Genomic DNA, 13,479 nt, shown 5'->3' with positions numbered 1-13,479 from the left:
AATAAATCGGGAGGCCGTCGGCCTCCCAATACGTCCATGATGCTGCGACGGGTTACGCGATGGTGCGCTGCACCTCGATCACTTCAAACACTTCGATCATATCGCCGACACGTACATCATTGTAGTTCTTCACGCCGATACCACACTCCATGCCGTTACGCACTTCGTTGACGTCATCTTTGAAGCGACGCAGTGATTCCAGCTCGCCTTCGTAGATAACCACGTTATCGCGCAGCACGCGGATCGGGTTGTGACGCTTGATGTTGCCTTCGGTAACCATACAGCCGGCAACAGCACCAAACTTCGGTGATTTGAACACGTCACGGACTTCAGCCAGACCGATGATCTGCTGTTTGTATTCCGGAGCCAGCATGCCGCTCATCGCCGCTTTTACTTCGTCGATCAGGTTGTAGATAACGGAGTAGTAGCGCAGATCAACGCTTTCTGCGTCAATCACGCGACGCGCGGAGGCATCGGCACGCACGTTAAAGCCAAGGATGATCGCGTTGGACGCGGCGGCCAGGGTCGCATCGGTCTCGGTAATCCCGCCCACGCCGGAACCGACAATTTTCACTTTCACTTCGTCGGTTGACAGCTTCAGCAGCGAGTCGGAGATCGCTTCGACAGAGCCCTGTACGTCGGCTTTCAGCACGATATTCAGCTCGGAGACTTCGCCTTCGGTCATGTTGGCAAACATGTTTTCCAGCTTGGACTTCTGCTGACGCGCCAGCTTAACTTCGCGGAATTTGCCCTGACGATACAGCGCCACTTCACGCGCTTTCTTCTCGTCACGCACCACGGTCGCTTCATCACCCGCCGCCGGCACGCCGGAGAGGCCGAGGATCTCAACCGGAATGGACGGGCCTGCTTCGGTCACTTCGCGACCCAGCTCGTCACGCATGGCGCGCACGCGGCCGTATTCAAAGCCACACAGCACAATATCACCCTTATTCAGGGTACCTTCACGCACCAGCACGGTCGCCACCGGGCCACGGCCTTTGTCGAGGAAGGATTCGATAACCACGCCGCTCGCCATGCCTTCACGGATAGCGGTCAGCTCCAGCACTTCCGCCTGCAGCAGAATCGCGTTCAGCAGATCGTCGATACCGGTACCGGCTTTTGCGGAGACGCTAACAAACATGTTCTCGCCGCCCCACTCTTCCGGAATGATACCGTACTGGGTCAGTTCGTTCTTCACGCGATCCGGATCGGCTTCCGGCTTATCGCATTTGTTCACCGCCACCACGACCGGCACTTTTGCTGCTTTCGCGTGCTGGATCGCTTCGATGGTCTGCGGCATCACGCCGTCATCGGCCGCCACCACCAGGATAACGATATCCGTGGCCTGTGCACCACGCGCACGCATTGCGGTAAACGCCGCGTGACCCGGGGTATCGAGGAAGGTGATCATGCCGTTGTCGGTTTCGACGTGGTAAGCACCGATGTGCTGAGTAATGCCGCCCGCTTCGCCAGAAGCGATTTTGGTGGAGCGAATGTAGTCCAGCAGTGAGGTTTTACCGTGGTCAACGTGACCCATGATGGTCACTACCGGCGCGCGGGCTTCCAGCGCGGCATCGGTGTCACGGTCGCCCATTACCGCTTCTTCCAGCTCGTTCTCGCGACGCAGGGTCACTTTGTGGCCCATTTCTTCGGCCACCAGCTGGGCAGTTTCCTGGTCGATCACCTGGTTGATGGTCGCCATCGCACCCATTTTCATCATGGCTTTGATGACCAGTGAACCTTTCACCGCCATTTTGTTCGCCAGCTCGGCAACGGTGATGGTCTCACCAATCACCACGTCGCGGTTAACGGCCTGCGCGGGCTTGGTGAAGCCCTGCTGCAGCGAGCTGCCTTTGCGGTGCTTGCCGCCTTTGCCGCCGCGAATCGCCGCACGGGCTTCTTCACGATCGGTTTTGGCTTCGGCGTGCTTATTGCCTTTCTTCGGACGCGGCGCTTTCGCAGTACGGGTACGGCCACGGCCGCCTTCGACTTCGCGATCGTTCTCGTCTTCTGCCTGGCGGGCGTGCTGAGAGGTGGTCACGTGGTAATCAGAGGTATCCTCCGCCACGGTTTCTGACGCTGCCCACTCGGCACCTTTCTCTTCCGCCATGCGGCGGGCTTCTTCCGCCACGCGCTTCGCGTCTTCTTCCAGTTTACGGCGGGCTTCTTCTTCGGCTTTACGCTTCAGTTCTGCCGCTTCCGCTTCGCGTTTGGCTTTCTCAGACTGGCTAGCCCGGCTCATTTCGTCGCTATGTTGATTGCTCACTGTATTTTCCGCTGCTTCGCGTTTGGCGCGCTCTGCCGCCTCACGTTTCGCTTGCTCCTCGGCTTCACGCTTCGCTTTTTCCGCTGCCTCGCGTTTGGCTTTTTCTTCTGCCTCACGACGCGCCTGTTCTTCCGCTTCACGTTGCGCCTGCGCCTCGGCTTCTGCTTTCGCCTGCTCGGCTTCGGCATCGCCGGTCACATAGGTACGTTTTTTGCGGACTTCGATCTGCACCGACTTACTTTTACCCCCGGTGCTGGGAATATTCAAGGTGCTGCGCGTCTTACGCTGCAGCGTCAGTTTACCACCTGGTTCATTACCGTGATCACGGCTCAGGTGCGTTAACAGTGTCTCTTTTTCCTGCTGGCTTACCGCATCATCAGCAGACTTTCGGATCCCTGCATCAGCGAATTGCTGTACCAGGCGTTCTACCGAGGTCTGAATTTCTGCGGCCAGCGATTTTACGGTTACTTCTGTCATGCTGTTCCTTCCTGCTACGGTTTATTACGCGTCGTCCCCGAACCAGCAGATATTACGCGCAGCCATAATCAGCTCGCCGGCCTTCTCGTCGTTCAGGCCCTCAATATCAGACAGGTCGTCCACACCCTGCTCGGCAAGATCTTCCAGCGTACAGACACCTTTTGCCGCCAGTTTAAACGCCAGCGAACGTTCCATTCCGTCGAGATTGAGTAAATCATCGGCCGGTTTGTTGTCGCCTAAGCTCTCTTCTTTTGCCAGTGCCAGAGTGGTCAACGCATTTTTTGCACGCTCGCGCAGCGCTTCTACGGTCTCTTCATCCAGGCCATCCACTTCCAGCAGTTCATCCACCGGCACGTAGGCCAGCTCTTCCAGCGTGGAGAAGCCCTCTTCGACCAGGACGGTGGCAAACTCTTCGTCGATGTCGAGGTATTTGGTGAAGGTATCGATAGCGGCATGGGCTTCAGCCTGATGTTTCGCCTGCAAATCGTCGACCGTCATCACGTTCAGTTCCCACTTATCGTCGCTGCGATGCTGTTTTAACAGCTGGGAGGCTAAACGCACGTTTTGGCCATTACGGCCAATTGCCTGAGCCAGGTTGCTGGCTTCAACGGCAATGTCCATGGTGCAGGTGTCTTCATCTACGACGATAGACACAACATCTGCGGGTGCCATGGCGTTAATCACAAACTGCGCCGGATTGTCATCCCACAAGATGATATCGATACGCTCACCGCCCAGCTCGCTCGAGACTGCCTGAACGCGCGCGCCGCGCATGCCCACGCAGGCGCCGACCGGATCGATGCGTTTGTCGTTGGTTTTCACCGCGATTTTGGCACGCGAACCGGGGTCGCGCGCAGCGGCTTTAATTTCAATCACTTCTTCGCCGATTTCCGGCACTTCAATGCGGAACAGTTCGACCAGCATCTCCGGCTTAGCGCGGGTGACAAACAGCTGCGCACCGCGAGCTTCCGGACGGACGGCATAGAGCACGCCGCGAATACGGTCACCCGGACGGAAGTTTTCCCGCGGCAGCATGTCTTCGCGCAGAATGACGGCTTCAGCGTTATTCCCCAGGTCGAGGGTAATGCTGTCGCGGTTCATCTTTTTCACCACGCCGGTGATGATTTCGCCTTCGTGTTCGCGGAACTGATCAACCACCATCGCGCGTTCGGCTTCGCGCACTTTCTGTACGATAACCTGCTTGGCGGTCTGCGTGGTGATGCGGTCAAAGGTGACGGATTCGATCTGATCTTCGACGTAGTCGCCGAGCCCCAGCGCTTCATCTTCAAAACGCGCGGCTTCCAGCGTGATTTCACGCGTCGGCTGGGTCACTTCTTCTACGATCACCCAGCGGCGGAAGGTATCGAAATCACCACTTTTACGATCGATGCTGACGCGCACATCGATTTCCTGCTCATATTTTTTCTTGGTCGCGGTGGCCAGTGCGCTTTCCAGCGCTTCAAAGATTTTCTCACGCGGGAGGGCTTTCTCATTCGAAACCGCTTCAACAACAGCCAATATCTCTTTGTTCATCCTGGTTTGCCTCAATCCGGACGTTTAAAAGTGGGGAACCAGGTTCGCTTTCTGAATATTGCTCAGCGCGAACACTTCGTCGTTACCCTCTACGGTAACCGTGATCATTTCACCGTCAACGGCTTTAATCATTCCCTGCCATTTGCGACGGTTCTGCACCGCCATACGCAGCACCAGGCTAACGTCATCACCCAGGAAACGCTGATAGTGTTCAGCCGTGAATAAGGGGCGATCGAGACCTGGTGAAGAGACTTCAAGGTTGTAGGCCACGGTAATCGGATCTTCGACGTCCATTACCGCACTGACCTGATGACTGACATCAGCACAGTCATCCACATTGATACCATCTTCGCTATCGATATAAATACGCAGTGTCGATGTGCGACCACGGATGAACTCAATACCGACCAGTTCATAGCCTAAGGCCTCTACCGGCGCAGTGATGAGATCGGTTAATTTCTGCTCTAATGTGGACAAACCCACCCCCAAGACATAAAAAAAGGGCTTAATAGCCCAGTGATGCTGTTTCCTGATAACAAAAAACCCCGATAATCGGGGCTTTATGAGACTGGACCCTGTATGCCGCATCATGCGGCTCGGCACACTGTCCGACAGAATTTTTTTCAAAATGACTGCGGATACGCGTGGCACAGACACACAGTATATTTGAAAAAGAACTCTAAGGGAAAGTGGTTGCGGGGGCCGGATTTGAACCGACGACCTTCGGGTTATGAGCCCGACGAGCTACCAGGCTGCTCCACCCCGCGTCCGAAAACGTGGCGAATGTTACGCCAAACGAGCAAAAAATGCAAGTTTTACTAAGATTTGGTACCGAGGACGGGACTTGAACCCGTAAGCCCAATCGGGCACTACCACCTCAAGGTAGCGTGTCTACCAATTCCACCACCTCGGCACTAACAGGCGCGACTTTTTTAATTTCTGTCGCCAGGAAATGTACAGCTGACGGCTTACTGCGGGATATCGCTGCTCGGCGTAGCAGGTTTAGCCGGTGCTGCTGGCTGAGACTGCTGAGATTGTGCCGGCGCGCTCAGGTTTTCCCACTCGCTGCCTTTCTGACCTTTATTGCTATTGATGTTACCCAGCGCCAGACTGATGATGAAGAACAGTGAGGCCAGTACTGCGGTCATACGGGTCATGAAGTTACCAGAACCAGTAGAGCCAAACAGTGTACCAGACGCACCCGCCCCAAAAGAGGCACCCATATCAGCGCCTTTACCTTGCTGCAGCATGATCAGACCAACCAGTCCGATGGCTACCAGCAAAAAAACGACTAACAGAGCTTCGTACATAATTAACCTGGATCCTTGCGGGATTACCGCGCATCAAAAGCTTCTAAACAGTCAAACGGGTGGCTGCTTGCATCACCCAGTGAAGCGGGTGTGAATACTAACCAAAGGGGCCCGGCCACGCAAGCCTATTTTTCTGCATAACAACCGTTTGCGGAAAAAACCGGCAGCGCGGTGAAAAAGAGACCGGCGGCCAGGGCGGGGAGCCGGCCGGCTCCCCGCTTGTCTCAGACGGCTTTAACCGCATCGGCTATCCGGTGCGCCAGCGCGGTCACCTGCTGCTGATCCTCCCCTTCCACCATCACGCGGATCAGTGGCTCAGTGCCTGATTTACGCAGCAGAACCCGACCACGGCCGGCAAGTTCGCTCTCGACTTCCGCCGTGACGGTTTTCACCCGGGTATCCTGCAGCGGATCGTGCTCGCCGCTAAAGCGTACGTTGACCAGCACCTGCGGCAGCAGCTTCATACCGCTGCACAGATCGTGCAGGCTCATGTGGTTGCGCACTACCGCGGTCAGCACCTGCAGCGCCGCCACGATACCGTCGCCGGTGGTGGTTTTGTCCAGCAGGATCACGTGCCCCGAGTTCTCAGCGCCCAGACGCCAGTTTTTCTCCTGCAGCTTCTCCAGTACGTAGCGGTCGCCCACTTTTGCCCGAACAAATGGGATACCCAGCTGTTTCAGCGCCAGCTCCAGGCCCATGTTGCTCATCAGCGTGCCGACGACGCCACCGCGCAGCTGGCCCTGACGCAGTCCTTCCCGGGCGATGATATACAGGATCTGATCGCCATCCACCTTGTTGCCGAGGTGATCAACCATGATGATACGGTCGCCATCGCCATCCAGCGCCAGTCCCAGATCGGCCTGCTCCTCTTTTACCCGCGCCTGCAGCATGCGCACGTCGGTTGCCCCACACTCTTCGTTGATGTTCATGCCGTCCGGCTGCACGCCGATGGCAATCACCGTCGCGCCCAGTTCACGCAGAACGTTGGGCGCGATGTGGTAGGTGGCGCCGTTGGCGCAGTCCACGACGATCTTCAGGCCATTCAGACTCAGCTCGCTGGGGAAGGTGCCTTTGCAGAACTCAATGTAGCGACCCGCGGCGTCGACGATGCGGCTGGCGCGCCCCAGAACGGCAGATTCGACGCAGTCGATGGGTTTTTCCATCTCCGCTTCAATCGCCTCTTCCACGTCGTCCGGCAGCTTGGTGCCCTCGATGGAGAAGAATTTGATGCCGTTATCATAATAGGGGTTGTGCGACGCCGAGATAACGATACCGGCCTCGGCGCGGAAGGTGCGAGTCAGATAGGCGATCGCCGGCGTTGGCATCGGGCCGGTAAAGGCCGCGGAGAGGCCCGCGGCGGCGAGGCCGGCCTCCAGCGCCGACTCCAGCATGTAGCCTGAAATACGCGTATCTTTACCGATGATGATTTTTTTCGAACCGTGGCGCGCCAGCACCTTACCGGCGGCAAACCCCAGCTTCAGTACAAAGTCCGGGGTGATCGGTGACTGACCCACCTTGCCGCGGATCCCATCGGTACCAAAATATTTACGATTGCTCATGACTGACTGATTCCTTTGCTGACAACGTAGCTTCCACGACGCGCATCGCTTCGACCGTCTCTTTTACATCATGTACGCGCACAATGTGCGCCCCCTGCATCGCGGCGATCACCGCGCAGGCCAGGCTGCCATTGAGTCGCTGGTTGGGTCCCACGTTCAACAGCTGTCCGACCATGGTTTTACGCGACATGCCTACCAGTATCGGCAGGTTAAAAGCGTGAAAATCGGCCAGGTGGGCCAGCAGTTGATAATTGTGTGCCAGATTCTTACCGAAACCGAAGCCCGGGTCGAGGATTAGCCGCGATTTTTCAATGCCGGCGGCCGCGCAGCGGGCAATTTCCTGCTGGAAAAACGCGCTCACCTCGCCCACCACGTGCTGATACTGCGGCGCCTGCTGCATGGTTTTCGGATCGCCCTGCATATGCATCAGGCACACCGGCAGGCCGGTGGCCGCCGCGGCGGCCAGCGCGCCGGGGCGCTGCAGGGAGCGGACATCGTTGATGATGTGCGCGCCGGCCGCCGCGCAGGCGGCGATCACCGCCGGCTGCGAGGTATCTACCGAGATCCATACCTCAAAGCGCTGAGCAATCGCCTCCACCACCGGCACTACCCGCGCCAGCTCTTCTTCCACCGAGACTTCGGCCGCGCCCGGTCGGGTAGACTCACCGCCGACGTCGATAATGGTGGCACCGGCATTGATCATCGCATTGGCGTGGGTCAGGGCCGCCACCAGCGTCGTGTGCTGGCCGCCATCCGAGAAGGAATCGGGCGTGACGTTTAGAATCCCCATGACGTGGGGATGAGCGAGATCCAGCACGGTGTCTCTGGCGTACAGCTTCATGGTTGGCTCCTGACAGATGGCAATAAAAAACCCCGGCAAGCCGGGGTTTTAAGGATAACGCTAATGCGATGTCAGACAAATTTATTTATCTAACTGCTCGGACATGGTGTTACCCGGGTTCGGCGTACGCGGTTCGTCAACCGGACGCGGCGCGTTTGGCGTACCGCCGTTGTCAGAATCAGAGCGGCTGCCCGGATCTTCCCAACCGGCCGGCGGACGCACTTCGCGGCGCGCCATCAGGTCGTCGATCTGCGGCGCATCAATGGTTTCATACTTCATCAGCGCATCTTTCATCGCGTGAAGGATGTCCATATTTTCGTTCAGAATGCGGCGAGCACGCTGATAGTTGGTTTCAATCAGATGCTTCACTTCCTGATCGATGATGCGCGCCGTTTCATCAGACATGTGCTTGGCTTTCGCCACCGAACGGCCGAGGAATACCTCACCGTCTTCTTCCGCGTACAGCAGTGGGCCCAGTTTCTCAGAGAAGCCCCACTGGGTCACCATGTTACGCGCCAGATTCGTGGCCACTTTGATGTCGTTGGACGCACCGGTCGAGACGTGTTCCACGCCGTAGATAATCTCTTCCGCCAGGCGGCCGCCGTACAGGGTAGAAATCTGACTTTCCAGCTTCTGGCGGCTGGCGCTGATGGCATCGCCCTCCGGCAGGAAGAACGTCACCCCCAGCGCGCGGCCGCGTGGAATGATGGTGACTTTGTGCACCGGATCGTGCTCCGGCACCAGGCGGCCAATGATCGCGTGGCCCGCTTCGTGATACGCGGTGGACTCTTTTTGCGCTTCGGTCATCACCATGGAGCGGCGCTCGGCGCCCATCATGATTTTGTCTTTAGCCTTTTCGAACTCCACCATCGACACGACGCGTTTGTTACCACGGGCGGCAAACAGCGCCGCTTCGTTCACCAGGTTGGCCAGATCGGCACCGGAAAAGCCCGGGGTGCCGCGCGCAATGATGGCGGCATCAATGTCGGTCGCCAGCGGCACGCGGCGCATGTGCACCTTCAGAATCTGCTCGCGGCCGCGCACGTCCGGCAGGCCAACCACCACTTGGCGGTCAAAGCGGCCCGGACGCAGCAGCGCGGGATCCAGTACATCTGGACGGTTAGTCGCGGCAATCACGATGATGCCTTCGTTACCCTCAAAGCCATCCATCTCCACCAGCATCTGGTTTAGCGTCTGCTCACGTTCATCGTGACCACCGCCCAGACCCGCTCCGCGCTGACGCCCCACCGCATCGATTTCATCGATGAAGATGATGCACGGCGCGGCCTTTTTGGCCTGCTCAAACATGTCACGCACGCGGGAGGCACCGACGCCGACAAACATTTCTACGAAGTCAGAGCCGGAGATGGTGAAGAACGGCACTTTAGCTTCGCCGGCAATGGCTTTCGCCAGCAGCGTTTTACCGGTACCCGGCGGGCCCACCATCAGTACGCCTTTCGGAATCTTACCGCCCAGCTTTTGGAAACGGCTGGGTTCGCGCAGATACTCGACCAGTTCGCTCACTTCCTCTTTCGCTTCGTCGCAGCCGGCCACGTCAGCGAAAGTGGTTTTAATCTGATCTTCCGTCAGCATGCGGGCTTTGCTTTTGCCGAAGGACATCGCGCCCTTGCCGCCGCCGCCCTGCATCTGCCGCATAAAGAAGATCCATACGCCAATCAGCAGCAGCATCGGGAACCAGGAGATGAAGATCGAGGCCAGCAGGCTCGGCTCTTCCGGCGGCTCACCTACCACTTTGACGTTCTTGGTCAACAGATTATCGAGCAACTTGGGATCGTTGACAGGAATGTAGGTCGTGTATCGATTGTTGTCTTTTTTCGTCACAATGATTTCACGCCCGTCGATTCGTGCCTCACGGACCTGATCCTGATTGACTTCAGACAGGAAGGTTGAGTAATCAACCCGTTTGCCATTCGACTCGCTGGGCCCAAAGCTCTGGAATACCGACATCAGCACGACTGCGATGACTAGCCAGAGAATCAGGTTTTTCGCCATGTCACTCAAGGGATTAACCTCTTTTTACAACTGTTAACAGACAGCGTAGGGTACTACAGACCCGCAATTTTTAACACTGCGGCGGTGCCACAGTAGTAAAGCTATTAGGTTGCTTTGCGCCCCGTCGCTACAATATACACCTCACGAGAACGCGCACGCGAGGAGTCTGGCTTTCGCACTTTCACTTTGGTAAACAGGGAGCGAATTTCCCGCAGGTATTCGTCAAAGCCTTCTCCCTGAAACACTTTCACTACAAAATTTCCACCCGGTGCCAGGACATCCCGGCACATCTCCAGCGCCAGTTCAACCAGGTACATGGAGCGTGGAATATCCACTTCTGGCGTGCCGCTCATGTTCGGTGCCATGTCGGACATGACCACCTGCACTTTCTCTTCGCCAACCCGCTCCAGCAGGGCGGCCAGTACCGCCTCATCGCGGAAGTCCCCCTGCAGAAAATCGACGCCAACGATCGGATCCATCGGCAGCAAATCGCAGGCGATGATCCGCCCTTTACCGCCGATTTGCGTCACGGCATATTGCGACCAGCCGCCCGGCGCGGCGCCGAGATCCACCACGGTCATCCCGGGTTTAAACAGCTTGTCACTCTGCTGTATTTCGTCAAGTTTAAACCAGGCACGGGAGCGCAGCCCCTTTTTCTGCGCCTGGAGCACATATTTATCGCTAAAGTGTTCCTGCAGCCAGCGGCTGGAACTGGCCGAACGCTTCTTACCGGTCATACATTTTCCAACTATTGTTCATCGTAAGCGATAAATACAGGGATTCCTGGAGAGAGCGCTTGGGTATCACCCACAGATGGCGGTAGAATGACCCGTTTTCAATCCCAATGTAAGTAAAAAATACGATGAATCTGAGCACCAAACAAAAACAGCACCTGAAAGGGCTGGCCCATCCTCTTAAACCCGTCGTGATGATCGGCAACAATGGGTTAACCGAAGGCGTGCTGGCCGAGATCGAGCAGGCGTTGGCGCACCATGAACTGATTAAAGTAAAGATTGCGGCGGAAGATCGTGAGACAAAAACGCTGATTGTTGAAGCGATTGTCCGTGAAACCGGCGCGTCCAACGTGCAGGTGATTGGTAAAACGCTGGTGCTGTACCGCCCGGGCGAAGACCGTAAAATCACTCTGCCGCGCTAAGGTCGCGGGGAAGCATATCTTCCCCTCTTTTCAGCGACTGGCTGAAAAGTGCCACGCTCTCCCGCGTGATAAAAGGCCGCATAGCGGCCTTTTTCCTATCTTTACACAAGTTGCTGACTTTTCGCTCAGCGCAGCGGTTACAGGTACTCAACCGCCAGGATTTCGTACTCGACGTCGCCACCGGGGGTCTTGATCACCACCACGTCATCCTGCTCTTTACCGATCAGGCCGCGGGCAATCGGCGAGTTTACCGAAATCAGATTTTGCTTAAAGTCGGCTTCATCATCGCCAACGATACGCCAGGTGGACGTTTCATCGTTATCCAGATTCAGGATCTTGACCGTCGCACCAAAAATCACCCGGCCAGTGTTCGGCAGTTTGGTCACGTCAATGACCTGAGCATTAGACAACTTAGCCTCAATTTCCTGAATCCGGCCCTCACAGAACCCCTGCTCTTCGCGCGCCGCATGGTATTCAGCGTTCTCTTTCAAGTCGCCGTGCTCACGCGCTTCAGCAATCGAGGCAATGATGCGAGGACGCTTAACGTTTTTCAGTTCTTCGAGCTCTTCGCGCAGTTTTTCTGCGCCGCGTATCGTCATCGGAATCTGATTCATGAAATACCTCGTCAATCTTTCCTGTTGTCGCCACGCGCCGGCCAGCCGGAGCGTGATGCGGGTCCTTAATTACACAGGCGTAACACCCTGCCTGTTTGTCGGTACGTAAAACAAAAGAATCCTGCCCCGACGGCTGGGCCGGGTCAGGATCGTTTTGCAATTTGATACGTATTTTAACCCAGAGTTCCTTATGGGTCATCGTTTACTTTACCCCGCCTTGCGCCGTAGTATGACGGCACGTTTTTAGGGAGTTATCGCGAAATCATGCGTTTTTCATCAGTCGTTACCGGATTAACCTGCGCACTCATGCTGAATGGCAGTCTCAACGCCGCCCCTGTCGAAGCCTATACTCAATATCTCCCTGACGGCGCGAACCTGGCGCTGATGGTGCAGAAAATTGGTGCCCCCGCGCCGGTCATCGACTATCACGCCAAACAGATGGCGCTGCCCGCCAGCACCATGAAGGTGCTGACCGCCCTCGCCGCCATGCTGCAGCTGGGCCCGGATTACCGCTTTAAAACCACCATTGAGAGTCGCGGTGGCCTGCGTGATGGCACCCTGTCTGGCGATCTGGTGGTGCGCTTTAACGGCGATCCGACGCTGACCCGCCAGGCCATTCGCAACATGATAGCCACGCTGAAACAGCGCGGCATTCAGCACGTCGACGGTAATCTGGTTATCGATACCTCGGTGTTTGCCAGCCATGATAAAGCTCCCGGCTGGCCGTGGAATGATATGACCCAGTGCTTCAGTACACCGCCGGGCGCCGCAATCGTCGATCGCAACTGCTTCTCCGTTTCCCTTTACAGCGCACAAACCCCGGGCGAGAAAGCGTTTATCCGCGTGGCCTCATTTTATCCAGTCAATATGTTTAGCGAGGTGAAAACCCTCGCACGCGGCGATGCCGAAGGACAGTATTGCGAACTTGACGTGGTGCCGGGTGAGCTGAATCGCTATACCCTGACCGGCTGCATGATCCAGCGCACCGATCCGCTGCCGCTGGCCTTTGCCGTGCAGAACGGCGCCAGCTACGCCGGGGCCATCGTGAAGGCAGAGCTGGCGACGGCGGGTATCGACTATACCGGCCATCTGGTGCGCCAGAGTCAGCGCACCCCGGCCGGTACGGTACTGGCCGAGACCGATTCCGCCCCGCTCAGCGTGCTGCTCAAGCAGATGCTGAAAAAATCTGACAACATGATAGCCGATACCGTGTTTCGCACCATCGGCGCCAACTATTTCGGCGTACCGGGCACCTGGCGGGCCGGCTCGGACGCAGTGCGCCGCATCCTGAAGCAGAAAGCCGGCGTCGATTTGGGCAACAGCATCGTGGTTGACGGCTCCGGCCTGTCGCGTCATGACCTGATTTCGCCAGAGACGATGATGCAGGTACTGCAGTACATCGCCCAGCACGACGATCGGCTGAATATTATCGCCATGCTGCCGCTGGCGGGCTATGACGGTACGCTACGCTACCGCGGCGGTCTGCATGAGGCCGGCGTGGATGGCAAAGTCTCGGCCAAAACCGGATCGCTGCAGGGCGTCTATAATTTGGCAGGATTCATGACCACCGCCAGCGGTCAGCGCGTGGCGTTTGTGCAGTTCCTGTCTGGCTACGCCGTCCCGCCAGAGGATCAGCGCCAGCGTCGCATTCCGCTGGTGCGTTTTGAGAGCCGTCTCTACAAAGACATTTACCAGAATAATTAAACGCCA

The 13,479-nt window shown here is 57.1% G+C and carries 11 protein-coding genes and 2 tRNA genes; 2 read left to right on the top strand and 11 right to left on the bottom strand.

Going from position 1 to position 13,479, the window contains the following annotated elements; genetic code table 11:
* Positions 1 to 52: 52 nt before the first annotated feature.
* From infB to rlmE, 10 genes are all read right to left on the bottom strand, one after another.
* On the bottom strand, positions 53 to 2,743 hold the full coding sequence (gene infB / locus BS626_RS13990) for a translation initiation factor IF-2 (protein ID WP_075183004.1): 2,691 nt from the start codon (positions 2,741 to 2,743) through the stop codon (positions 53 to 55).
* A 24-nt stretch (positions 2,744 to 2,767) separates the two neighbouring features.
* On the bottom strand, positions 2,768 to 4,276 hold the full coding sequence (gene nusA, locus BS626_RS13985) for a transcription termination factor NusA (protein WP_075183003.1): 1,509 nt from the start codon (positions 4,274 to 4,276) through the stop codon (positions 2,768 to 2,770).
* A gap of 24 nt (positions 4,277 to 4,300) precedes the next feature.
* The gene (gene rimP / locus BS626_RS13980; protein WP_139308836.1) at positions 4,301 to 4,753 is read right to left on the bottom strand and encodes a ribosome maturation factor RimP; all 453 of its coding nucleotides are present in this window, start codon (positions 4,751 to 4,753) and stop codon (positions 4,301 to 4,303) included.
* Between the two features lie 213 nt (positions 4,754 to 4,966).
* Positions 4,967 to 5,043, bottom strand: a tRNA-Met gene (locus tag BS626_RS13975).
* A 59-nt stretch (positions 5,044 to 5,102) separates the two neighbouring features.
* Positions 5,103 to 5,189 (bottom strand) — tRNA-Leu (locus tag BS626_RS13970).
* A 55-nt stretch (positions 5,190 to 5,244) separates the two neighbouring features.
* Positions 5,245 to 5,586, bottom strand: coding sequence for a preprotein translocase subunit SecG (gene secG / locus BS626_RS13965; protein ID WP_075183002.1), 342 nt, complete (start codon positions 5,584 to 5,586; stop codon positions 5,245 to 5,247).
* Between the two features lie 224 nt (positions 5,587 to 5,810).
* Positions 5,811 to 7,145 carry a phosphoglucosamine mutase gene (gene glmM / locus BS626_RS13960; protein ID WP_075183001.1) on the bottom strand — a complete coding sequence of 445 codons (1,335 nt, stop codon included), beginning with the start codon at positions 7,143 to 7,145 and terminating at the stop codon, positions 5,811 to 5,813.
* Positions 7,132 to 7,986, bottom strand: a complete 855-nt coding sequence (gene folP / locus BS626_RS13955; protein WP_075183000.1) for a dihydropteroate synthase — start codon at positions 7,984 to 7,986, stop codon at positions 7,132 to 7,134. The genes glmM and folP overlap by 14 nt, the downstream gene beginning before the upstream one ends.
* 81 nt (positions 7,987 to 8,067) lie before the next feature.
* The gene (gene ftsH, locus BS626_RS13950; RefSeq protein WP_075182999.1) at positions 8,068 to 9,999 is read right to left on the bottom strand and encodes an ATP-dependent zinc metalloprotease FtsH; all 1,932 of its coding nucleotides are present in this window, start codon (positions 9,997 to 9,999) and stop codon (positions 8,068 to 8,070) included.
* Positions 10,000 to 10,103: 104 nt separating this feature from the next.
* Positions 10,104 to 10,736 carry a 23S rRNA (uridine(2552)-2'-O)-methyltransferase RlmE gene (gene rlmE, locus BS626_RS13945; RefSeq protein ID WP_075182998.1) on the bottom strand — a complete coding sequence of 211 codons (633 nt, stop codon included), beginning with the start codon at positions 10,734 to 10,736 and terminating at the stop codon, positions 10,104 to 10,106.
* Between the two features lie 125 nt (positions 10,737 to 10,861).
* Here rlmE and yhbY point away from each other — a divergent pair, with 125 nt between their 5' ends.
* On the top strand, positions 10,862 to 11,155 hold the full coding sequence (gene yhbY, locus BS626_RS13940; protein ID WP_075182997.1) for a ribosome assembly RNA-binding protein YhbY: 294 nt from the start codon (positions 10,862 to 10,864) through the stop codon (positions 11,153 to 11,155).
* A gap of 137 nt (positions 11,156 to 11,292) precedes the next feature.
* Here yhbY and greA read toward each other — a convergent pair whose 3' ends face one another.
* Positions 11,293 to 11,769: a transcription elongation factor GreA gene (gene greA / locus BS626_RS13935; RefSeq protein WP_075182996.1), complete on the bottom strand. Its 477-nt coding sequence runs from the start codon at positions 11,767 to 11,769 to the stop codon at positions 11,293 to 11,295.
* Between the two features lie 264 nt (positions 11,770 to 12,033).
* Here greA and dacB point away from each other — a divergent pair, with 264 nt between their 5' ends.
* Positions 12,034 to 13,473, top strand: a complete 1,440-nt coding sequence (gene dacB, locus BS626_RS13930) for a serine-type D-Ala-D-Ala carboxypeptidase (protein ID WP_075182995.1) — start codon at positions 12,034 to 12,036, stop codon at positions 13,471 to 13,473.
* Positions 13,474 to 13,479 lie beyond the last annotated feature (6 nt).

Source organism: Pantoea sp. 1.19 (genome assembly GCF_001922585.1).
Taxonomy (GTDB): Bacteria; Pseudomonadota; Gammaproteobacteria; order Enterobacterales; family Enterobacteriaceae; genus 1-19.
Note: the sequence above shows the minus strand (reverse complement) of the source record. Positions and strands in the feature narration are given on the sequence as shown.

What these genes read in the sequence shown, in the direction of transcription:
- infB (WP_075183004.1), bottom strand. Translation starts at nt 2,743, where the DNA reads ATGACAGAAGTAACCGTAAAATCGCTGGCCGCAGAAATTCAGACCTCG.
- nusA (WP_075183003.1), bottom strand. Translation starts at nt 4,276, where the DNA reads ATGAACAAAGAGATATTGGCTGTTGTTGAAGCGGTTTCGAATGAGAAA.
- secG (WP_075183002.1), bottom strand. Translation starts at nt 5,586, where the DNA reads ATGTACGAAGCTCTGTTAGTCGTTTTTTTGCTGGTAGCCATCGGACTG.
- glmM (WP_075183001.1), bottom strand. Translation starts at nt 7,145, where the DNA reads ATGAGCAATCGTAAATATTTTGGTACCGATGGGATCCGCGGCAAGGTG.
- folP (WP_075183000.1), bottom strand. Translation starts at nt 7,986, where the DNA reads ATGAAGCTGTACGCCAGAGACACCGTGCTGGATCTCGCTCATCCCCAC.
- ftsH (WP_075182999.1), bottom strand. Translation starts at nt 9,999, where the DNA reads ATGGCGAAAAACCTGATTCTCTGGCTAGTCATCGCAGTCGTGCTGATG.
- rlmE (WP_075182998.1), bottom strand. Translation starts at nt 10,736, where the DNA reads ATGACCGGTAAGAAGCGTTCGGCCAGTTCCAGCCGCTGGCTGCAGGAA.
- yhbY (WP_075182997.1), top strand. Translation starts at nt 10,862, where the DNA reads ATGAATCTGAGCACCAAACAAAAACAGCACCTGAAAGGGCTGGCCCAT.
- greA (WP_075182996.1), bottom strand. Translation starts at nt 11,769, where the DNA reads ATGAATCAGATTCCGATGACGATACGCGGCGCAGAAAAACTGCGCGAA.
- dacB (WP_075182995.1), top strand. Translation starts at nt 12,034, where the DNA reads ATGCGTTTTTCATCAGTCGTTACCGGATTAACCTGCGCACTCATGCTG.